General features: G+C 37.2%; 18 protein-coding genes. 15 read left to right on the top strand and 3 right to left on the bottom strand.

Going from position 1 to position 21,848, the window contains the following annotated elements; all coding sequences use genetic code 11:
* Positions 1–433: 433 nt before the first annotated feature.
* The 14 genes from HNQ37_RS03965 (at position 434) to HNQ37_RS03900 (ending at position 17,365) form a co-directional block, all read left to right on the top strand.
* Positions 434–1,456, top strand: a complete 1,023-nt coding sequence (locus tag HNQ37_RS03965; protein WP_183539513.1) for a branched-chain amino acid aminotransferase — start codon at positions 434–436, stop codon at positions 1,454–1,456.
* Positions 1,457–1,597: 141 nt separating this feature from the next.
* Positions 1,598–2,743: an amidohydrolase gene (locus HNQ37_RS03960; RefSeq protein WP_183539537.1), complete on the top strand. Its 1,146-nt coding sequence runs from the start codon at positions 1,598–1,600 to the stop codon at positions 2,741–2,743.
* Positions 2,744–2,832: 89 nt separating this feature from the next.
* Positions 2,833–4,722: an ABC-F family ATP-binding cassette domain-containing protein gene (locus HNQ37_RS03955; RefSeq protein ID WP_183539535.1), complete on the top strand. Its 1,890-nt coding sequence runs from the start codon at positions 2,833–2,835 to the stop codon at positions 4,720–4,722.
* A gap of 253 nt (positions 4,723–4,975) precedes the next feature.
* Entirely contained in the window at positions 4,976–5,971 is a 996-nt protein-coding gene (gene lplA, locus HNQ37_RS03950; RefSeq protein WP_183539510.1) for a lipoate--protein ligase, read from the top strand.
* 25 nt (positions 5,972–5,996) lie between these two features.
* On the top strand, positions 5,997–7,121 hold the full coding sequence (locus HNQ37_RS03945; protein WP_183539508.1) for a thiamine pyrophosphate-dependent dehydrogenase E1 component subunit alpha: 1,125 nt from the start codon (positions 5,997–5,999) through the stop codon (positions 7,119–7,121).
* 2 nt (positions 7,122–7,123) lie between these two features.
* Positions 7,124–8,104 carry an alpha-ketoacid dehydrogenase subunit beta gene (locus HNQ37_RS03940; RefSeq protein WP_183539506.1) on the top strand — a complete coding sequence of 327 codons (981 nt, stop codon included), beginning with the start codon at positions 7,124–7,126 and terminating at the stop codon, positions 8,102–8,104.
* A complete protein-coding gene (locus HNQ37_RS03935) occupies positions 8,097–9,695 on the top strand; it encodes a 2-oxo acid dehydrogenase subunit E2 (protein WP_183539504.1) in 1,599 nt (532 codons plus the stop codon). Before HNQ37_RS03940 ends, HNQ37_RS03935 begins: the two co-directional genes overlap by 8 nt.
* A gap of 82 nt (positions 9,696–9,777) precedes the next feature.
* Positions 9,778–11,199, top strand: a complete 1,422-nt coding sequence (gene lpdA, locus HNQ37_RS03930) for a dihydrolipoyl dehydrogenase (protein ID WP_183539502.1) — start codon at positions 9,778–9,780, stop codon at positions 11,197–11,199.
* A gap of 446 nt (positions 11,200–11,645) precedes the next feature.
* Complete coding sequence (gene tyrS, locus HNQ37_RS03925) at positions 11,646–12,908, top strand: tyrosine--tRNA ligase (RefSeq protein ID WP_183539500.1); 1,263 nt, start codon at positions 11,646–11,648, stop codon at positions 12,906–12,908.
* 46 nt (positions 12,909–12,954) lie between these two features.
* Positions 12,955–13,761, top strand: coding sequence for an alpha/beta fold hydrolase (locus HNQ37_RS03920; RefSeq protein ID WP_183539498.1), 807 nt, complete (start codon positions 12,955–12,957; stop codon positions 13,759–13,761).
* A 2-nt stretch (positions 13,762–13,763) separates the two neighbouring features.
* Positions 13,764–14,609 (top strand): thymidylate synthase, encoded by an 846-nt coding sequence (locus HNQ37_RS03915; protein ID WP_183539496.1) that lies wholly within the window; start codon positions 13,764–13,766, stop codon positions 14,607–14,609.
* Between the two features lie 18 nt (positions 14,610–14,627).
* A complete protein-coding gene (locus HNQ37_RS03910; RefSeq protein ID WP_183539494.1) occupies positions 14,628–15,101 on the top strand; it encodes an ASCH domain-containing protein in 474 nt (157 codons plus the stop codon).
* A gap of 110 nt (positions 15,102–15,211) precedes the next feature.
* Positions 15,212–16,342, top strand: a complete 1,131-nt coding sequence (gene guaB / locus HNQ37_RS03905) for an IMP dehydrogenase (protein WP_183539492.1) — start codon at positions 15,212–15,214, stop codon at positions 16,340–16,342.
* Between the two features lie 150 nt (positions 16,343–16,492).
* Positions 16,493–17,365 (top strand): ROK family protein, encoded by an 873-nt coding sequence (locus tag HNQ37_RS03900; RefSeq protein WP_183539490.1) that lies wholly within the window; start codon positions 16,493–16,495, stop codon positions 17,363–17,365.
* Between the two features lie 381 nt (positions 17,366–17,746).
* Here HNQ37_RS03900 and HNQ37_RS03895 read toward each other — a convergent pair whose 3' ends face one another.
* From HNQ37_RS03895 to HNQ37_RS03885, 3 genes are read right to left on the bottom strand one after another with little or no spacing between them, the layout of a single operon-like run.
* Positions 17,747–18,250, bottom strand: coding sequence for an LURP-one-related/scramblase family protein (locus tag HNQ37_RS03895; RefSeq protein WP_183539488.1), 504 nt, complete (start codon positions 18,248–18,250; stop codon positions 17,747–17,749).
* 51 nt (positions 18,251–18,301) lie between these two features.
* Positions 18,302–19,003: a glycerophosphodiester phosphodiesterase gene (locus HNQ37_RS03890; protein ID WP_183539486.1), complete on the bottom strand. Its 702-nt coding sequence runs from the start codon at positions 19,001–19,003 to the stop codon at positions 18,302–18,304.
* 25 nt (positions 19,004–19,028) lie between these two features.
* Positions 19,029–19,820, bottom strand: a complete 792-nt coding sequence (locus tag HNQ37_RS03885; protein WP_183539484.1) for an alpha/beta hydrolase — start codon at positions 19,818–19,820, stop codon at positions 19,029–19,031.
* Positions 19,821–19,966: 146 nt separating this feature from the next.
* On the opposite strand from HNQ37_RS03885, the gene HNQ37_RS03880 reads away from it, so the two are divergent.
* Positions 19,967–21,253 (top strand): MFS transporter, encoded by a 1,287-nt coding sequence (locus HNQ37_RS03880; protein WP_183539482.1) that lies wholly within the window; start codon positions 19,967–19,969, stop codon positions 21,251–21,253.
* The last annotated feature ends 595 nt before the right edge of the window (positions 21,254–21,848 follow it).

Genomic DNA, 21,848 nt, shown 5'->3' with positions numbered 1-21,848 from the left:
AAGATGCAACTTATCTGTTAAATTTTTCCAATGAAACTTTATATTTTCATTGGGAGTAGTAGATTAACTTCCATTTCAAATTTACTTTTCATTAATAACAACTAGTCTCTACAATTTTTTATTATTGAATTCTTAGATTACATTCCCTTGGCCAAACTGTTTACAGTCGTTTTTTATTAAATCACTAGATCAAACCATGCTCGATAATATTTTTTCATTAATTTGTTTGTCCATCTAATTTTCAAATTTGATTATTTACCAAGTAATATTAAAAAGAAATTATAAATCAAATTTTTAAAAATTATATTAACAAAGGTCTTTAAACATATTTTATCTGGATATAAGCGAATTCATCATCTTTTTTACAAAAAGTAAAATTATGGTAAAATTCAGAAAAGATAATTAAACTTGTTATTAAAAGAAGGAAGAAAAAATGACCATAGAAATTGATTGGAATAATTTAGGTTTTAACTATATGAACTTACCTTTTCGGTATATCTCTCATTTTAAAGATGGTGTATGGGACAATGGGGAGTTGACAAGAAATAATCAGCTGATTATTTCTGAAGCCTCACCGGCATTGCATTATGGTCAACAAGGTTTTGAGGGCCTTAAGGCATACCGTCGTAAAGATGGTGGTATCCAACTTTTTCGTCCCAATGAAAATGCTAAACGTCTTCAAAGGACTGCGATGAAGCTTCGAATGCCTCAAGTTCCAGTAGATAAATTTATTGATGCTGTGACTCAGGTTGTTATGGCCAATGAGAATTTTGTACCACCTTATGGTAGTGGGGCGACACTTTATCTAAGGCCACTCTTGATTGGCGTTGGAGATATTATTGGTGTTGCACCTGCTCGTGAGTATCTATTTACGGTTTTTGCAATGCCAGTAGGATCTTATTTTAAAGATGGCTTGTACCCAGCTCCTTTTGTTATTACAAGGGACTACGATCGTGCTGCTCCACTTGGAACAGGTGGCGCCAAAGTGGGAGGAAATTATGCTTCTTCACTTGAAGCAGAGGTCAAGGCAAAAGAAGCCTCTTACGCTGATGCTATTTACCTTGATCCTTCAACTCATACAAAGATTGAAGAAGTTGGTGCGGCAAATTTCTTCGGTATTACATATGATGGAGAATTTATTACCCCAAAGAGTCCTTCAATTCTTCCTTCAATCACGAAGTATTCTCTATTATATTTAGCTGAACATCGCCTTGGTCTTAAAGCAACTGAAGGAGATATTTTTGTCAATGAATTAGATAAATTTGCTGAAGCAGGTGCGTGTGGTACAGCTGCAATTATTACTCCAATTAGTCGAATTGATGATGGAGAAAAAGCTTATTATTTTGGTTCCGAAAAAGTTGTTTCCCCATTGACTCAAAAAATTTATGATGAGTTGCTAGGAATTCAGTTTGGTGATGTTGAAGCCCCAGAGAATTGGGTTTATAGAATTAGTTAAGTAAATAACTTTTTAGAAATATGCAACAAGCGATCTGCAAACCCTCTCAATACGAGATTAATTAATTCAAAGCAAAACAAAGGATTACAAAATTATGATTTTGATTTGAAAAAGCTAACTATGGAAAATGAAAATATTATTATGATTGAAAAAAAATTATATGATGATTTGGTTACAATACGGCATTATCTACATAGCTGTCCTGAACTATCTGAGAAAGAATATGAGACAACTAAATATCTCAGTGAAAAATTGACATCATGGGGAATTGAAATCTTAAGAAGTGACTTAAAAACCGGTCTGGTTGGTGTAATTGGATCAGGAAATCCAGTAATTGCTCTCCGAGCAGATATTGACGGTCTACCTGTATCTGAACGAACCAATCTTTCATTTGCTTCAAAAAATACAGGAGTGATGCATGCTTGTGGTCATGACTTGCACATGGCTAGCCTTTTGGGGGCAGCCAAAGTTTTAAAAGATCATGAAGCTAAGCTTCATGGTACAGTAAAACTAATTTTCCAACCTTCGGAAGAACATGGAACAGGTGCTAATATGGTTTTACAAGCAGGCTTAGTGAATGATGTCCAAGCTTTTATTGGTTTCCATAATATTCCAAGCTTGGGAACGGGGGTGATAGGTTTACGTGATGCAGGTGTAATGGCAGCTGTAGAACAATTTTATGTAACTATCGAAGGCTTAGGAAGTCATGCAGCATATCCTCATGAGGGAGTAGATCCAATTTTGGCAATGAGTGCTATCATTCATAGTTTACAACAAGTGGTTTCTCGGAATGTGTCACCTTTGAAGGCAGCTGTTCTATCGGTTACACACGTTCAATCGGGAAATACCTGGAATGTTTTACCTTCAAGTGCAATTTTTGAAGGTACTCTACGAACTTTTGATGATGAAGTTCGTGAATTAACTAAATCACGTTTTATTGAAATCGTTGAAGGAACCGCAGAAGCTTACGGTGTAAGAGTAAAAATTAACTGGCTTATGGGTACAAATCTTACCTATAATGATCCAGAATTAACTCAAGTTGTGACAGTAGCCACAAAAAAATGGACGAGAGAGGTAGTTTTACCAGACCCTTCAAGCGCAGGAGAAGACTTTTCAAACTATCGTATTCAAGCCCCTTCAGTCTTCGCATTTATTGGCTCCAATGAAGCAGGAAGTCCAGGTCTTCACTCCGATGAGTTAATTGTCCAGGATGCATCTTTATCAGTGGCGGTGCAATATTATGTTCACAGTGCATATGCTTTGATAGATTATTTTTCTAAGAAATAATTAGTAAAATCAATTAATATTTTTTGTTTCAGAACTGGCAGCTTTGAATCCTTTCTGTTTAGGAAGGATTTTTTATGTATAATAGTACTATGCCTGACTTTATTACACAACATTTAAAAAAATCAGTGGGGGATAAGCTCCTTTTCTCTGATTTAAGATTTATTATTCATCCCTTGGATCGAATTGGTCTCTTGGGACTTAATGGAGCTGGAAAAACAACTCTCTTAGATATTATTGAGGGGAGAGTAGGTTTTGATGGAGATATGTCTCCCTTTGATGCACCGTCAAATTTTAAAATCAACTATTTGTCACAAGAGCCAAGTTTTGATCCTAATGAGACCATCTTAGATAGTGTTTTAGATGATAGTTTGCCTCAAGCTAAATCGGTTAAAGCTTATGAAAAAGCATTATCTGATTTGATTGAAGAACCTGGAAATGAAGCACTCCAAACAAAATTATCACAGGCTGAAATAGAAATCACACAACTTGATGCCTGGAACATTGAAGCAGAAGTTAAGTCTATCTTGACTCAGTTAGGGGTTCCCAATTTTAGTAGAAAAATTGGATCACTTTCTGGTGGACAGAAACGACGAGTACAATTGGCACAAGCTTTGGTTAATCCGAGTGACTTATTACTTTTAGATGAACCGACGAACCATTTAGATGTAGAAATTATCAATTGGCTACAAAATTATCTAACATCAAGTAAAAAAACACTACTTTTTGTAACTCATGACCGTTATTTCTTAGACCAAGTGGCTACTCGGATCTTCGAATTAGAAAACTCGGGTCTTCAAGAGTATAAGGGAAATTATCAGGATTATCTGGAACAAAAAGCTATTCGTGAAGAACAAAATTCAGCTAGTCTGCATAAGGCGGAACTACTTTATAAATCAGAGTTAACTTGGATCCGTAAGTCACCACAAGCTCGTTCGACAAAGCAACAAGCTAGAATTGATAGGTTTGATTATTTAGCTGACTCTCTAAAAACTGATAAGGCATTAGGAGAGATGCAAATCAATATTAGTAGCCAACGTTTAGGGAAGAAAGTAATTGAGTTTGAAAATGCTGGCTTTTCATTTCCAAATCGACATCTTTTCCAAAATTTCAATCTGATTGTTCAAGCCAATTCTCGAATTGGAATTGTTGGTGACAATGGTGTGGGTAAGTCGACACTTTTAAATATAATCAATAATGAATTGGTACTGGATTCAGGTAAGATTGATATAGGCGAAACTGTTCGTATCGGTTATTTTTCACAAGAAATTCGAGGTATCTCGCCTCAGGATGAGGATAAACGTATTATCAATTTTTTGGAAGAAGTGGCTTCGGCTAGTCATACTAATGATGGGCAAAGCATCTCAGTTGTAGATTTACTTGAACAGTTTCTCTTTCCACGAAGCCGACATGGTGAGCTAATTCGAAAGTTATCAGGAGGTGAGAAGAAGCGCCTGTATCTTTTGAAAATTCTTTTATTAAGACCAAATGTTCTCTTACTTGATGAGCCAACTAATGATCTGGATGTCACTACTCTTACTGTTCTGGAAAAATTTTTGCAATCTTTCCCTGGTGCAGTATTAACTGTTTCTCATGATCGCTATTTTCAAGATAAAGTTTCAAATGAATTATTAGCTTTCGAAAATGGTCAGATTCAGCATTATATTGGTAGTTATACGGATTATTTATCAACTAAAAGTGATTCAACAGCTGAAAAAAAATTGAAGACGCAAGGAAAAAAAGAAGAAGCACCAAGAAAAATTGAAAAAGTTCACATGACTTATCACGAAAAACATGAATGGGAGACCGTAGAAGATGAAATTTCTCAGCTGGAGATAGAAATTTCTGCGGTTGAGACGGAGATGAACCAATCGGGATCAGACTTTGGAAAATTAAATGAACTTCAAAAGATCTTAGATGATAAAAATTTAGAGCTAAGCAATAAATATGAACGTTGGGAATATTTATCTGAGCGCGTTTAACTCTCTTGGTAGATGAATTCAAGGTACACAAATAATATTGAAGAGGGCAAAATGCCTTCTTTTTTCAAAACACTATGGAAAGCGGATCCAAAAATTTGCAAGCTCTTGTGAACTTTGTTAAAATTATTTTGTAGAAGATTTTGTGATGGAGGTTGATTAATTCAATCTTTTTATGATGTTCAGTTGAAGTCACAAATTAACCCCTTTCCCACAATGTTTGGAAACCGGTTTAGGTAATAGAAAGGATAAATTCTTGCAATTTATAACGTATGAAGGCAATGATGCCTATCAAAATATTGCCATGGATTCATGGTTACTCTATAACTTAAAACCAGAGAAACCTGTTTTCTCACTCTGGCAAAATAAACGTGCTGTCATCGTCGGTAGAAATCAGAATACTTTCGCCGAAGTGAACCAAGACTACATCAACGCTAATGATGTTCAAGTTGTTCGACGTGTCTCAGGAGGTGGTGCGGTTTATCATGATATGGGAAACATTTGTTTTACTTTCTTTGTTCCTGTTTCAAGCTCAGCAGGTGTAAATTTTGAGCAATTTGTTAAACCAATGTACGATGCACTTCATGCTGTAGGGCTTAATGCAAAGATTACTGGCCGTAATGATCTAGAGATTGATGGAAAGAAAATTTCTGGAAATGCCCAACGCTACGCAGGTGGTTACCTTATGCACCATGGTACTTTACTTTGGAATTCAGATGTAGAAGCGATGATCCGCTCACTGAACGTATCAGATGAAAAATTTGTTTCAAAAGCAGCTAAATCAGTGCGTACTCGTGTTGGTATGATCAAGGATTATGCACCTGATCTAGATTTGCAAAAGTTTTTGGACTCTCTTCAGTACTATTTGACAGATGAGGGTAAAGATGGAGAGCTCATCTTGACTGATGAGCAGCGTAATGGAATTCATGAATGGCGGGACAATCAGTTTTCAACTTGGAATTGGAATTATGGTGAATCACCTAAATTTACTTTTACCAACCATGCTAAGTTTACTGGTGGATCTATTGATGTTAATATCAATGTTACAGCCGGTAAAATTACTGATATTGATTTTGTCGGTGATTTCTTAGGTATACGTGATTGGCGTGATATCAAGGATGAATTCATTGGTGTCACATTTGACCCAGCTGAAGTTTTCAAAGTTCTTGAAAAAAATAAAGAAGGTCAATACTTTGGGACAATCGAAAATGAAGAACTTTCAGAGCTCTTCAAGGCAGATAAGTTAATCTAATTTTTATAATATTTGGAGGTTATAAATGTCAAATTCAAAAGAAATTTTGGACTTTAATAAGCAAATTGAACTTCAAGACAATTCTTTTCCGATGATGCAAATCCTTAATGAAGAGGGAAAAATTGTCGATCAAGAAGGTCTTAAAGCCGCAGCTCTTTCAGATGAGAAGCTCGTTGAGCTCTTCAAAAAAATGCTTTTCGCACGTCAGGTGGATATCCGCTGCATGAAATTGGCTAAGCAAGGACGTATGGGATTTTTTGGCCCTCACGCTGGACAAGAAGCTTCACAAATGGCCTCTTCATTTGCTTTCACGGATGAAGACTGGCTATTTCCAGGATACCGTGATCTTCCACAAATCTACTCAAAAGGCTGGCCAATCTGGAAGGGTCTTCTTTGGTCACGGGGTCATCAACTTGGAAATGAATACGAAACTGAAGATGGCAAACCAGTAAATTCTTGGTTCCCACAAATCATCATAGGTGCTCAATATGTTGAAGCTGCAGGTGTTGCACTTGGTCTTAAGAAAAGAAAAAAAGATGCTGTCGCTTTTGCTTATACAGGTGACGGTGGTTCATCAGAGGGCGATACTTATGAAGGAATCAACTTTGCATCAGCTTATAAAGCACCTTTAGTTGCGTTCATTCAAAATAACGGTTATGCTATTTCAACACCCCGTAAGTTTCAAACAGCAGCGAAGCACTTAGCTGCTAAAGGTTGGGCTGCCGGTGCACCATCTATTGTTGTTGACGGCATGGATGCAATTGCTATGTACCTTGCATCTAAGAAAGCTCGTGAATGGGCGGTTGCTGGCAATGGTCCGGTTGTGATTGAAACGATAACAAACCGTTTGGAACCACATTCAACAGCTGGGGATGACCCACTCCGTTATCGTACTCAAGACGAACTTGATGGTTGGTGGAAGAAAGAACCACTTGTTCGTATGCGCAAATTCTTAATTGACAAGAAAATCTGGGATGAAAAGCAAGAAGAAGCTTATGTGGCAGAACTTGATGCACTGATTGATGAAAATATTAAGAAAGCTAATGCTGTAGAAAAGCAAAAGATTTCAAGTTTCATTAAGAACACACTTGAAGTTCCCGGCCAAGCAATGGCAGAACAAATTGCTAAGTTTGAAAGTGAGGGCAAATAAGAATGGCTATTAAAACATATATTTCAGCAATTACAGAAGCTCTTGATTTGGCTCTAGAGAAAAATAAAGATACTTTGGTTTTTGGTGAAGATGTCGGCCAAAACGGCGGTGTATTTCGTGCCACAGACGGTTTACAAGCTAAGTATGGTGAAGACCGTGTATTTAATACACCACTTGCCGAATCAGGTATTGGTGGTTTAGCTATCGGTCTTGCAACGCAAGGGTACAAACCTATAATGGAAATCCAGTTTGGAACTTTCATTTTTGAAGTATTTGACAGTATTGCAGGTCAGATGAGCCGTACACGTTATCGTTTTAGCAATAAACGTTCAAATGGTATTGTGCTTCGCACACCGTATGGCATAGGTACAAAAACGCCAGAGATGCATGCTGATTCAATTGAGGGGCTACTTTCACAAATCCCTGGGCTACGTGTTGTGATGCCTTCAAATCCAGAAGATGCAAAAGGATTGCTCCTTTCATCAATTGAAAGTAATGACCCAGTGATGTTTCTTGAAAATCTTCACCTTTACCGTTCATTGAAAGGGGAAGTTCCAGAGGGTTATTATACTACACCATTGGATGAGGCCTCTGTTGCTAAAGAAGGAACTGATGTATCAATTATTGCTTATGGGGGTACCGTTCAATTATCTCTTAAGGCAGCTGATGAATTAGCAACTGAAGGCATTAATGCTGAGGTAATTGACCTCCGTACAGTTGCTCCACTTGATATCAAATCTATCGGTAAAACAGTTGAAAAAACAGGTCGAGTTGTTGTTGTTCAAGAAGCTCAACGTACTGCTGGAATTGCTGCTAATGTCATGGCAGAAATTGCTGAGCGTTTTGTTCTAAGCCTTGATGCACCTATTGGTCGTGTAGCTGCTCCGGATTCAGTATTTCCATTTTCATCCGCAGAAAATGATTGGAATATTAAAGTTGAAGATATCGTAAATAAAGTGAAAGAGGTAGTATCTTATGAGTAATATTTTCAAAATGCCTGATATTGGCGAAGGGATGGCTGAAGGCGATATAGCAAATTGGCTTGTAAAAGTTGGCGATGTTGTCAAAGAAGACGATCCAGTTGCCGAGGTTCAAAATGACAAGCTTATGCAGGAAATTTTATCTCCTTATTCAGGAACAGTAACCAAACTCTTTGTTGAAGCTGGCACCACAGTTGCTGTAGGGGAGCCTTTGATTGAATATGATGGAAGTGATGAAGTTGTTGCAAGCGCAAGTAAGTTAGCAGTACCTGTGTCGGTAGATCAAACAGCTGTGGCTGCTGATGCTTTAATCTTCAAAATGCCTGATATTGGCGAAGGGATGGCTGAAGGCGATATAGCAAATTGGCTTGTAAAAGTTGGCGATGTTGTCAAAGAAGACGACCCAGTTGCCGAGGTTCAAAATGATAAGCTTATGCAGGAAATTTTATCTCCTTACTCAGGAACAGTAACCAAACTCTTTGTTGAAGCTGGCACCACAGTTGCTGTGGGGGAGCCTTTGATTGAGTATAATGGTAATGGCGCAAAACCAGCACCTGCAACTAGTCTGGCTCCAAACAATGTACAAGCTGCTCCTGCAGCGCCTGTTGAAGCAAAATCACCACTCACAAAGACAACAATCGTTGGTCGTGTTCTTGCGATGCCATCTGTTCGTCACTATGCACGCGTTAATCATGTTGACCTTACACAAGTAACTGCTTCTGGTCGTCACGGACATACAACAATTGCTGATGTGAATAACTTTATAAAAGGAACATCTGCACCAGTTAATAGTGTTGTTGAAACGCCTGCAGCTGTTCCTGTAGTTGCCACTGCGGTTAGGACTGAATCAACACCTGCTAAAGCTGCACCTGCACCAGTTGCGCCTCAGGTTGGCGATCATCGTGAGAAGATGAACCCAACTCGTAGGGTTGTATCTAAGATTATGACTAAACAACACACAGTCATCCCACCAGTAACTAACTTTGATCAAGTAGAAGTTTCAGCTTTGGTGGATCACCGTAACAAATATAAAGAGATTGCTGCAAAGCAAAATATCAAATTAACTTATCTTGCTTATGTTGCTAAAGCATTAGCTGCAACAGCTCATAAGTTCCCAGATATGAATGCTTCTGTTGATTATGAAAAACAAGAAATTGTTTATCATGAACATGTTGGACTAGGGATTGCCGTAAATGCCCCTACAGGACTTTACGTACCAGTTATCCATGAAGCTGAAAATAAGTCAATCTTTGAAATCGCCACTGAAATTTCTGATCTTGCAATTGCGGCTCGTGAAGGTACATTGAAACCTGCTCAAATGCAAGGCTCTACGATTACAATCTCAAACCTTGGTTCAGCTCGTGGAACTTGGTTTACACCAATTATTAACGGATCTGATGTTGCTATTCTGGGTCTCGGTTCGATTGTGAAAGAACCAATTGTTAACCAAGCTGGTGAAATTGTTGTTGGACAAAATATGAAGCTCTCATTGACTTATGATCACCGTTTGATTGACGGTATGATGGGACAATCAGCATTGAATTACTTCAAGACACTTATCGCTGATCCAACATTTATGTTGATGGAAATTTAATAGAAAGTCTAACTGGGTGAAGGACAAGTACTTTGGTTTTGAAACTTCACTCTGTTTTTTTGAAGAAAGGTAAGAGAATAAAATGGTTGTAGGTGCACAAGCTACTGAAATTGACACAGTTGTTATTGGTTCAGGCCCTGGCGGATATGTTGCTGCTATTCGTGCTGCAGAATTGGGACAAAAAGTAACTATTATTGAAAAGGATAATGTAGGTGGTGTTTGTTTAAATATTGGCTGTATTCCATCAAAAGCTTTGATCAACATTGGTCATCATTATGCAGATGCAAAGCGAGAAGAAGCTAAAGAATCCCCATTTGGTTTAACTACAACAGGAGTTAAGCTTGATTGGGCATCTGCTCAAAAATGGAAAGACGAACAAGTTGTTAAGCAATTAACTGGCGGTGTTGGAATGTTGCTTAAGAAACATAAGGTTGAGATCATCAAAGGTAATGCTGAATTTCTTGACAATGAAACACTTAATGTAGAGCAAGAAGATGGTTTCAAACTCTTACACTTTAATAACTGTATCATTGCAACTGGTTCACGTCCTATTGAAATTCCTCCATTCCCATTTGGTGGTCGTATCCTTGATTCAACTTCTGCCTTGAGCCTTAAAGAAATTCCTAAGCACTTGATCATCGTCGGTGGTGGTGTTATTGGTTCAGAATTAGGCGGCGCTTATCGCTTGCTTGGTGCTAAAATTACTATCGTCGAGGGACTTGATCACATTTTGAACGGATTCGATACAGAAATGTCGGATATCATTTCTAAGCGTGTTAAAGCTAGTGGTTCTGATATTTTCACTTCTGCCAAAGCTATCTCAGCTGTTCAAACAGACAAAGATGTTACTTTAACTTTTGAAGTTGATGGTAAAGAACAAACTGTAACGGGTGATTATCTACTTGTGGCTGTAGGACGTCGTGCCAACACAGATCTTATCGGCTTGAATAATACGGACATTAAAATGCTTGATCGTGGGTTGATAGAAGTAGATGATTCATACAAAACTTCAGTTGAACACATCTATGCTATTGGTGATGTTGTGCCTGGACCAATGCTTGCTCACAAAGCTAGCTTCCAAGGTAAGATTGCAGCAGCAGCTATCTCTGGTGATCCAGAAGCAGTCGATATGCATATCTCATTGCCAGCTGTAGCTTATACTTCTACAGAGCTTGCAACGGTGGGCGTGACACCTGCTGATGTGGCCGATCGTAAGGGAGATGTCAAGATTTCTAAATTTCCATTTGCAGCTAATGGACGTGCTTTATCAATGGATGAAGCAGAGGGATTTATTCGGTTGATTACTGAGAACAAAGAAGGGGCAATCATCGGCGCCCAAATTGCTGGTCCAGGTGCCTCAGATTTGATTTCAGGCTTATCGTTGGCTATTGAAAATGGCTTGACTGCTCATGATATCTCACTAACCATCCAACCTCACCCAACACTTGGTGAAGCTATTATGGATACTGCTGAATTGGCTGATGGCATGCCTATTCATATTTAATTATTTTTAATAAATTGTTGAAAATCATCAAAAAATTGATGATTTTTTAGTTAAAAAATAAGACTATTTGATAAAACAAAACAAAAATGAATATCTTCATAAGAGTTATTTTAGCTGTGGTACTGCCATTTGGATAGGTCGTCAATTTGAGAGCCCTTCAAAACTTTTTTATAGCAATCCAAAAGTTTTTGATGCTAAAGGTGTGAAAATTATATGATGGAAACATTAATATGTTTAGCCTAGAAATTCAAGAAAGAAAAATAGTAGCTAAAATTACTCTCTTAGATTTGTTATTTTCACCATATTTTAATAACCCATACAACTATATGATACAAGTAACCCTAAATGCTAATTGAGCACTAAATAGTGGATCAAGTACCTTCATTTCTTTCAATTTATAACGATTCTTGTTATAATTAGGCATTATACTGAAGGAGGAGGATATAATGGAAGTTTTTGAAGAACTCAAAGCTCGTGGACTCGTTAATCAAACAACAGATGAGACCGAATTGCGTAAAGCACTGAATGAGGGAATGGTTAGCTATTATATCGGCTTTGATCCAACTGCGGATAGCCTCCATCTTGGAAATCTAGTTCAAATTATTATGATGATGCACTTACAGAAGGCAGGACACAAGCCTTATGCACTCGTAGGTGGTGCAACAGGTTTGATTGGCGATCCAAGTTTTAAGAATGCTGAACGTTCACTACAGACAAAAGAGACTGTAAAGAACTGGGCAGAGAAAATTCACTTGCAACTAGAGCGTTTCCTTGACTTTGAGACTGAAGCCGAAAACCGTGCAGAGATGACTAATAATTATAACTGGTTTGAAAATTTGACTTTTATTGATTTCTTACGTGATGTAGGTAAATATTTCACAATAAACTATATGATGAGTAAGGATTCAGTAAAAACACGCCTTGAAACCGGCCTAAGCTATACTGAGTTTGCATACCAAATCATGCAGGGGTATGATTTCTACAAGTTGAACCAACTTAATGGAGTAACCCTTCAAATGGGAGGCTCAGACCAATGGGGAAATTTGACAGCAGGGGTGGAGCTTTTGCGACGCAAAGCAAATGTGGTTGCACATATAATCACAACACCGATTATTACCGATTCAACTGGGAAGAAGTTCGGTAAGTCTGAAGGAAATGCAATTTGGCTTGATGCAAGTAAAACAACACCATTTGAAATGTATCAGTTCTGGTTAAATGTTAATGATGATGACGCAATCAAACTTCTCAAGATTTTTACATTCTTGCCATTAGATGAGATTGATCAAATTGAAAAAAAGTTTGACGCAGCCCGTCATGAACGTTTGGCTCAAAAGATCTTAGCTCGCGAAGTCGTTACAATGGTCCATGGTAAAGAATCCTATGAAAATGCCGTTCATGTTACGGAAGTACTTTTCGGTGGTGGAAATCTTAAAGAACTTGATGCTAAGTCTATTATGTCTGGTTTAAAGTCAGTGCCACATTACCCTGTAAAGGCAGATGATGATCTTAATTTAATTGAACTTTTGGTTAGTTCAGGTATTGAAAGTTCAAAACGTCAAGCGCGTGAAGATGTAACAAATGGTGCCATTTACGTTAATGGTGAACGTGTCAAAGATCTTAATTACGTTCTTTCTGAATCAGATATGATTGAAGGTCAGCTGGTTGTTATACGAAAAGGAAAGAAAAATAATTCATTATTAACTTTTTAAAATTTAAAACTCTATTAACTCGGAGTTTTTTTGATAAAATCTATTTATGAGTTTTTTTAAAACAAATGACGGTGTTTCCTTGAATTATCACGTTTATGGTGATTCAAACAATCAAGCAGTAATTCTTATTGAGGGCTATTCTTCAAGTGAAGTCACCTGGATATTACAGATTCAGTCTTTCATCAAAGAGGGATTCTATGTTGTAACCTATGATCATCGCCTGCATGGCAAATCAGAAAAAGTTGATTTTGGTTTAAGCATCCAGCGTTTGGCGCTGGATTTGAAGGAACTGTTGGATTATCTTGATATTGAAAAACCAATCTTTATTGGTCATTCGATGGGTTCTACTACAATTTTAGCCTTCGAACAAATGTTTACTGATGGTGATTTATTAGCAGTTATCAGTGAAGATCAATCTCCTACTTTCTTAAAGACTGAGGGATGGTTGGGTGGCTCAGGCAAGGTTCTAGCTGAACTGTCACAATTTATGGACGATTTCCCAAAGACACACCTAACTAAAAAACCATTGGATCCTAAACTTAAAAGAGTTTTAGGAAAGGGAATGTTACCTTTTGATTTTAATGCCGGTCGTCCTCTTTTAAGAAATGTAATTACTCAAGATTGGCGCTCTGTTTTGAAATACGAAACTGTTCCTCATTTATTTTTGGCTGGTTCAGAATCTCCTGTATTTCCACCTGAACATGCTGCAGCCGCACTTGCTTTAAATAAAAATAAGAAGTCTGAGGCTTACATGTTTGAGGGGTGCGGACATATACCTCATTTGGAAAGTCCAGAAGAATTTGATACAGTAGTGATAAGGTTTATTAATAAACTTGGATATAGGAAGAAGTAAATATGACATATGCAGATAGTGTTTTTAAAGATAACATAAAAAAAATTATGTCAGAAGGCGTAATGAGCGAAAATTCTCGTCCCCATTATAAAGATGGAAAGCAGGCAAATTCAAAGTATATTACTGGTTCTTTTGCTGAGTATGATTTATCAAATGGTGAATTTCCAATTACGACACTTCGTCCAATTCCAATCAAATCTGCGATTAAAGAGCTCCTCTGGATTTATCAAGACCAGACTAGTGATCTTTCAGTTTTGCGTGAAAAGTATGGAGTGAAATACTGGGATGAATGGGAAGTAGATGGCTCTGGGAGCATTGGTCAACGCTATGGCGCTACAGTCAAAAAGCATCAAATTATTAACCGTTTACTGGATGGGCTTGATAAAAATCCATGGAATCGTCGAAATATCATCAATCTTTGGCAGTATGAAGATTTTGATGAGACCAGTGGTTTGCTTCCTTGTGCATTCCAATCTATGTTTGATGTTCGCCGTGATCCAAGTGATGGCTTAATATTTCTAGATGCAACTTTGACACAACGCAGTAATGATATGCTGGTTGCTCATCACATAAATGCCATGCAATATGTAGCTCTCCAACTAATGATTGCAAAGCATTTTGGATGGAAGGTTGGTAAATTTTTTTATTTTATTAATAATCTCCATATTTATGATAATCAATTTGAACAAGCCAATGAGTTGCTCAAACGCACAGAATCAAAAAAGAACCCAAAATTGATTCTTAATGTGCCTGATAGAACAAATTTCTTTGATGTCAAGGCCGAAGACTTTCAGCTATTAGATTATGAGCCAGTAAAACCACAATTAAAATTTGACTTAGCAATATAGTAGAAATGAGGTGAAAACATGTACGATAAATTGATAAAAGAGCATCAATTGGATCTTAATAAGTACCGTACTGCTTGGGCATTTATGGTTGGAAATCCTTGGGAAAATTCTTCAGATGCTCGTATTCAAATTAATCCTACAATGTTCGAGGAGGCAGATCAACTAGCTAAGCTTGTATTAGACGGTACAAAAACAGCTACTGCTAGTGCTTTATCAGGTTATGATGAAGGAGAACATATTCCAGAAGTAGACGGTAAGTTTGACATTCTTCTGGATGGGCACGGCAAACCAGTTTGTGCAATAACTACAACCAAAGTTTATTTGGTAAAATTTGATCAAGTTTCATCTGAGCATGCTTTTAAAGAAGGAGAAGGTGATAGAAGTCTATTGTATTGGCGTGAAGTTCATGAAAACTTCTTTAAAGAATTTGGGCTCTTTGCCCATGATATGGATATTGTATGTGAAGAGTTTGAAGTCATCGCCAAGTTTTAGAAAACTTGTAATTTTCCGCATAATTTGTAAAACTTTGAAATACTGATTTCAGAAAATTTCATAACGCATAAATTGTGGTAGAATAAATCATTAAAAATAAAGAGGAAATTATGTCTAATTGGGAAAATAAATTTTTGAAAAAGGCCTTTACCTTTGATGACGTCTTGCTGATTCCAGCTGAAAGTCATGTACTTCCAAACGAAGCTAATGTTGAGACAAAACTAGCACCAAATCTAAATCTTCGTGTACCAATTATCTCTGCGGCCATGGATACTGTAACTGAAAGTAAAATGGCAATTGCCATGGCTCAAATGGGTGGTATGGGCGTCATTCACAAAAATTTGTCAATTGAACAACAAGCTGCTGAAGTAGCTAAAGTTAAGGCAGAATCAGTGACTGGTGATCATGCTGCAATTGATGCTAAAGGTCATCTACTTGTTGCAGGAGCAGTTGGTGTATCGTCTGACACCTTTGATCGTGCAGAAGCTTTATTTGCTGCTGGTGCTGATACGATCGTAATTGATACAGCACACGGTCATTCAGCTGGTGTACTCCGTAAAATTGCTGAAATTCGTGAGCATTTTCCAGAAAATACATTGATCGCGGGTAATATAGCGACTGCCGGTGGGGCACGAGCCCTTTTTGAAGCCGGAGTTGATGTTGTTAAGGTTGGAATTGGGCCAGGTTCTATATGTACAACTCGTGTTGTTGCGGGTGTTGGTGTCCCACAAATCACAGCAATCTATGATGCTGCTGAAGTGGCTCGTGAACTCGGTAAAACAATTATTGCGGATGGTGGTATTAAGTACTCAGGAGATATTGTGAAAGCTTTGGCAGCTGGTGGAAATGCTGTCATGCTCGGATCGATGTTTGCTGGGACGGAAGAGGCACCTGGTGAAGTTTTTGAAGTTGATGGACAGAAGTTCAAGACTTACCGAGGTATGGGCTCACTCGGCGCAATGGAAAATGGATCCAAAGATCGTTATTTTCAAGGCGGTGTAAACGAGGCTAACAAGCTTGTACCAGAAGGAATTGAAGGGGTTGTTCCTTATAAAGGCCTAACTCAAGATATTATCTATCAAATGCTTGGGGGACTTCGAGCTGGTATGGGATACACAGGTGCTGAGTCAATATCTGTTCTTCATGAGAATGCTCAATTTATAGAGATGTCAGGGGCTGGTTTAATTGAAAGCCATCCGCATGAAATACTTGGTATTAAGTCTGCTCCTAACTATAGATAGAAGTAATAAAAAAGCTACCTCTGGATAGCTTTTTTATTACTTCTAGTTGTTTATTAGAACGCTTTAACATGTTCTAAATAAAGAAAGTGCTTACATTTATGATAAAATATTTTTATTAATGAATACTTGTTTGAGAAGCAGGAGAAAAATATGTCACTTTTAACTTTTGATATTGGTGGAACTTCAATTAAATATGCAAAAATTGACAATAGTAATTTATCAGAGAAAGGTGCCTTTCCAACACCAAAAAATTTAGATAATTTTTATTTAGCATTAAAGAGAGTAGCTGATGATTTTAAAGCAAAATTCGAAATCAACGGTGTTGCAGTCAGCTCACCGGGTGCGGTCAATAAGAAAAATGGTGTAATTGAGGGAGCAAGTGCTCTTCCCTTCATTCATAATTTTGATATTCATAAGGTATTTGAGGAAGAAATCTTTAGACTTCCGGTATCTATTGAAAATGATGCTAACTGTGCTGCTTTAGCAGAAGTCAACTTTGGAGCAGCCAAAGGCCTTTCAGACGTACTATTTGTTGTTCTTGGTACAGGTGTAGGTGGATCAATTGTTATGGATGGCCATGTTCATCACGGAAAACACCTATTTGGAGGAGAATTTGGTTATATGTTGATGAATGAGACGGATTCTTTCTCTACATTGGGCACTACTGTAGGAATGGCAGAACGTTACAATAAACGAACTGGTAAAAACCTTGATGCTTTTGGGATCTTTGAATTGGCTGCCAAAGGGCATGTCATTGCTGAAGAAGAAAAGCAAATTTTCCTTTTTAATGTTGCCAAAGGTATTTTCAATTTGGCCTACAGCTTTGACCCGGAAAAAATTGTTATCGGCGGTGGTGTTTCGCAAGCTGATTGGTTAATTCCTGAACTTCAAAAAGAGTTCAAAAAAATTATGACTCATATTGATATTGCGCCATTTATGCCTGATATTGTGACCTGTAAATTTAAGAATGAAGCAAACCTAATCGGGGCAGCGGTAGATTTTATGGAAACTTTTAATAAATAGATAATACCTTAAAAAGGATGTATCCTCCTAATGTTAGGATTTTAATAGTACTTCCTATAATATAGATGTTTAGTCAGATTTAGGGAGTTTTTATGATAAAACATACATTTGAATTTATATGAGAAATTTTTAAAAATTAATGGATGTTTTCCCTGTTCAAAACAATGCATACAGAGCAGAGGTCATCGTTATCTGAAATTTCAGAAGCAACTTGTTGGTTTACCAAATGATCGTCATTAACACTTGATATTTTCCTGGACAGAAGTCATTTTTGTAACTCACATTATAGAAATTTACTTAATTATATAATCATTATTACCTTATTTAAAGAATATCAAAAAGCACATCAGAATTGATGTGCTTAAATCTACTTGGTATTTATTAAAAGCTACTAGAAGCTGGCGTAGAAGCCGGAGGTTCTTGAGACTTAGCATTGTCAATAGCTAAAACTAAGCCAAGGATAAGTAACTCATCTTTTTCGCTCTGGACCTCAATGCTATATTTATCTCGATAGGAGAACCAATTTTTGTCAATTGATCCAATTGTGATACCATCACGCTGAATTTCATAATTTAAATCCAAAATGCTTCCTTCAATTGTAATGTTTCCTGCATCAATATTGTATTTTGGCTTGAAGAAAGTGAATTTTTTGCTAATTGTCGCAACAATCTGGCCATTAAGTTCTAGGAATGACTTTGGTAGAAAGGAAAAGGCTTTGTGAGTGACTTTTCCAACGAGCTGATCGAAGTTATCGTAAATCATGAACTCCTTAGGAATTTTGAATAAACTGCTGACAATATCGTATTTCTTAATTCCTTCTTCATCAGTTACCAGAAATTTTCTACCCCAACTGAGTAATTTTTGATTAACAATAAGTATTGACATGGCACTCCTTTATAAATTCTCTAGAAGCTAACTGGAAGAAGATCATGTGTATTATATGAGCTCAAGTGCTTGATCCGTGATAATAGTATCAATACCATCTTTTCTTGCAAGTTCGATGTCTGTTTTATCGTTGACTGTCCATAAGCGTACGATACCTGCATTTTTCAAGTCATTTTTAATGTTTTCAGGTAAATGGCGCCATACCTTAATATCCATGTGAAATCCTTGAAAATCAATTGCTGGGAGATAATCTGCAAGACCAGGAATCATCTGTTCAAGCAACCAGAAACAATCTCTTTTTTCTAAAGTTCTAAGATATGTCAATGCTGGAAAGTGAAAGGAAGAGTAGTAGACCAAGTTAGTCATATCTTTTTCATTAACCATAGCAAGCACTGCTTTAACAAGGCTTTGGTAATTCTGGTATTCTTCAAGTTTAAATTCAATATTAATTTTACAACCAGATAGTTTACAAAGGTCAAGAACATCTGACAAGCTAGGAATATGTGCCTTTTTATCTGGTAGAATTAAATTTTTTCGGCCTTGCAATTCAAGGTATGTTAAATTCTTAACTTGCTCAACTCCCTCAAAGACCCGACCCAATTCGCCATCGTGATGTAAGACAAGAACTTTATCTTTTGTAAAACGAACATCACTTTCAATGCTAGCGACACCTTTTGAAATAATATTTTGAAAAGCCTCCAAAGTATTTTCAACGAACCCAACCGCGTTACCACGGTGTGATTGAATTTCCAATTTTATTCTCCTTGGGTAAATTTTATTAATTTAATTCAAAATTAATTTTTCGTTCTTCACGGATATAGTTAATAGGCAACCATTCCAATACACGGTCAATCATGATTGACCAGTAATACCAGTCATGAGTACCTTTAGAAGTTTCAAAAGTCAGGTCATAGCCCAATTTCTTAAGAGTAGCTGCCACACCTTCGTTTGCTTGGAAAAGGTAGTCCTGCTCGCCACACCAGCTGTATAACTTTGGACGATTTTCGGTTTTTCTCTGTGCCAAAGTTACGATTTCATTATCAGAGCCCTTGAAGGATTTTAAGTCAGTGAAAATCCCCCCCCAGTAGGCAATATTCTGCTCAAATCCAGCTTCGAGGCCGTCAAAGCTCAAGGCACCTGATAAACTAGCTACATGGCTAAAGTGATCCGTTCCGAGGCCGATACGATAAGCTCCATAGCCTCCCATTGAAAGACCTGCAATGAAGTTTTTTTCTCGTTTTGTGGAAAAATTTGGGAAAAAGTTATGAATGACTTTAGGCAACTCATTCGAAATCGCATCAAAATATGCCATTCCATAGTTTGTGTTAACATAAAAGCTCAGGTCGGCCGCTGGCATCACAACAGCTACATTAGTATGACGAACTAAACGATCAATACCAGAACGTGATAGCCAAGTGTTTTCATCTTCTGTCATCCCGTGAAGCAGATAAAGTACAGGAATCTCGGTCACCTGATAATCCTCAACCTTTGATGGTTCTGGGTAAATGACATTGACTTTGCGGTTCATACCTAAAACTTCTGAAAAGTACTCAACCTTTATAATTGCCATATATTACTCCTTATTTTTATAATAGTTTAATTTTAACACAGCTTTGTGGAGTCATCATCATTCTTTAGACCCTGCGTTTAAAAAGTTACCAATTATTTACAATAAATTGAACAGGAAATGAATATAATGGAGACTGGAGGTGTTAGTTGAAAAAGGAAACAAAAGGTTTTACCAAAGCAGAATTTAGCTGGATGCTCTATGATTTAACTACCAATGGATACGCGACAATTATTTTAGCTGCCATATTTCCTATTTATCTGAGTTCAGTGATGGGGCATAATACGCTTGGTTTACAGTTGAAAGGTTATGGTTCGGCATTTGTAATGCTGATCTCAGCCATTAGCTGCCCCATCCTCGGTGTTATCGGTGATAGTAAAGGGATGAAAAAGAAACTTTGGGTAAGCTTTGTCATTGCAGGTGCACTCTTAACGATGAGTTTGGCCTTTACTAATACCTGGGAATTCTTGCTAGCAGGTTATATCTTGTCAAATATTGCTTATAATTCAGCCACCCTTTTCTATGATTCATTTATTACTGACATAGCGACAAAAGACCGAATGCATCGTGTTTCAACTTGGGGATTTGCAGTAGGCTATTTTGGAGGTGGGACAATACTTTTGATTATCACTGTCATCTTAATGGCAGTGATGAAAGGCGATCCAACTATACCAGTTAAAGCCTCATTTATTCTTTGTGGACTTTGGTGGCTAGGCTTTAGTCTTCCCATGTTATTAAATGCACACCAAGTTCACTATAATACGAAGCCAATGTCTGAAGTATTATCAAGTCTAGGCTCGCAGCTTCTAGGCACCATGAAAAACATATACGCTGATAAAGCACTCTTTACTTATGTGGTTGCTTATTTTTTCTATATTGACGGTGTTGGTACGGTCATTAATATGGCTACTTCTTATGGTACAACCCTTGGTTTGGGGACAACCTCGATGATTCTTGCATTGCTGTGTACTCAATTGGTTGCAGTTCCCTTCTCAATCTTGTTTGGCCGATTGGCTACTAAACGCTCAGCAATTAATATGATCTTATTTGCGATTGGTGTATATATAGTAATTTGTATTATTGGGTTCTACATGGGTTATAGTGTTGAGTCTTCTGGAACTGGGATGGAACATGGATTGGCGATTTCACATGCGACAATTCTATTTTGGACGATGGCTGTTCTTGTAGGCACTGTTCAAGGTGGTATTCAGGCTTTATCTCGTTCTCATTTCGGTAGGATTATTCCTCAAGAAAAGTCTAACGAGTATTTCGGTTTCTTCAATATTTTTAACCGCTTTGCCTCAATTATCGGCCCCTTCTTAATTGCCATTATTACGGGAATTACAGGACAAGCTTCATTCGGTATCTTGAGTATTATTATTCTCTTCATAATTGGGGCAATATTACTCATGGTTAGTCCAAAATCTCAGATTTAGAAGAGATCAAAACCAGTATGTCAGAATTGATTTCCTAGAAGTTTTGTTACCAATTCCGGGCACATTGCAGTTATTTTAAAAGTTGATGCAGTAGAAATCTTAGCACTTAAGAATGAAAACGGAGTTGCGGATAGAAATGTATTTTATGGGGATGAAAAATCAGCAGTAGAATTTGGTTCAGTAAACTAAGTGCTCAATTTCTGCTGGTGGCGATTAATTTAAAAAGATCAATACCTTATCAACAGAAAAATTTCAAATATGTTGAGCATCAAATATTTTTAAAACTTTTAAAATTGCAAGGAACTCTCTTTTTATTAAGAATGAAATTTCTACTTCTTATAATCGATACTGACATTCTATTGCCAATTCTTCTGTATTAGGAGTTAGCCGAACTAGATTTAAAATCTGTAATATTTGGTGCAGTAGTTGTATTTCAAGTTGAGTAACTAAAATTGTTTTCCCAAAACTGTTAACTCCATACTTTTTAAAAACTACCAAGTTTGGGACATCTTTGAAAGATTTAAGATCTCGTGTTATGCAAACTTAAGTAATCATTAATTGATATTTTTCCAGTTTCACTATCAATCATAATACT

Source organism: Lactovum miscens, from assembly GCF_014202895.1.
In the GTDB taxonomy this organism is placed as follows: Bacteria; Bacillota; Bacilli; order Lactobacillales; family Streptococcaceae; genus Lactovum; species Lactovum miscens.
The sequence above is the reverse complement of the archived record's forward strand: the minus strand, read 5'-3'. Positions and strand labels throughout refer to the sequence as shown.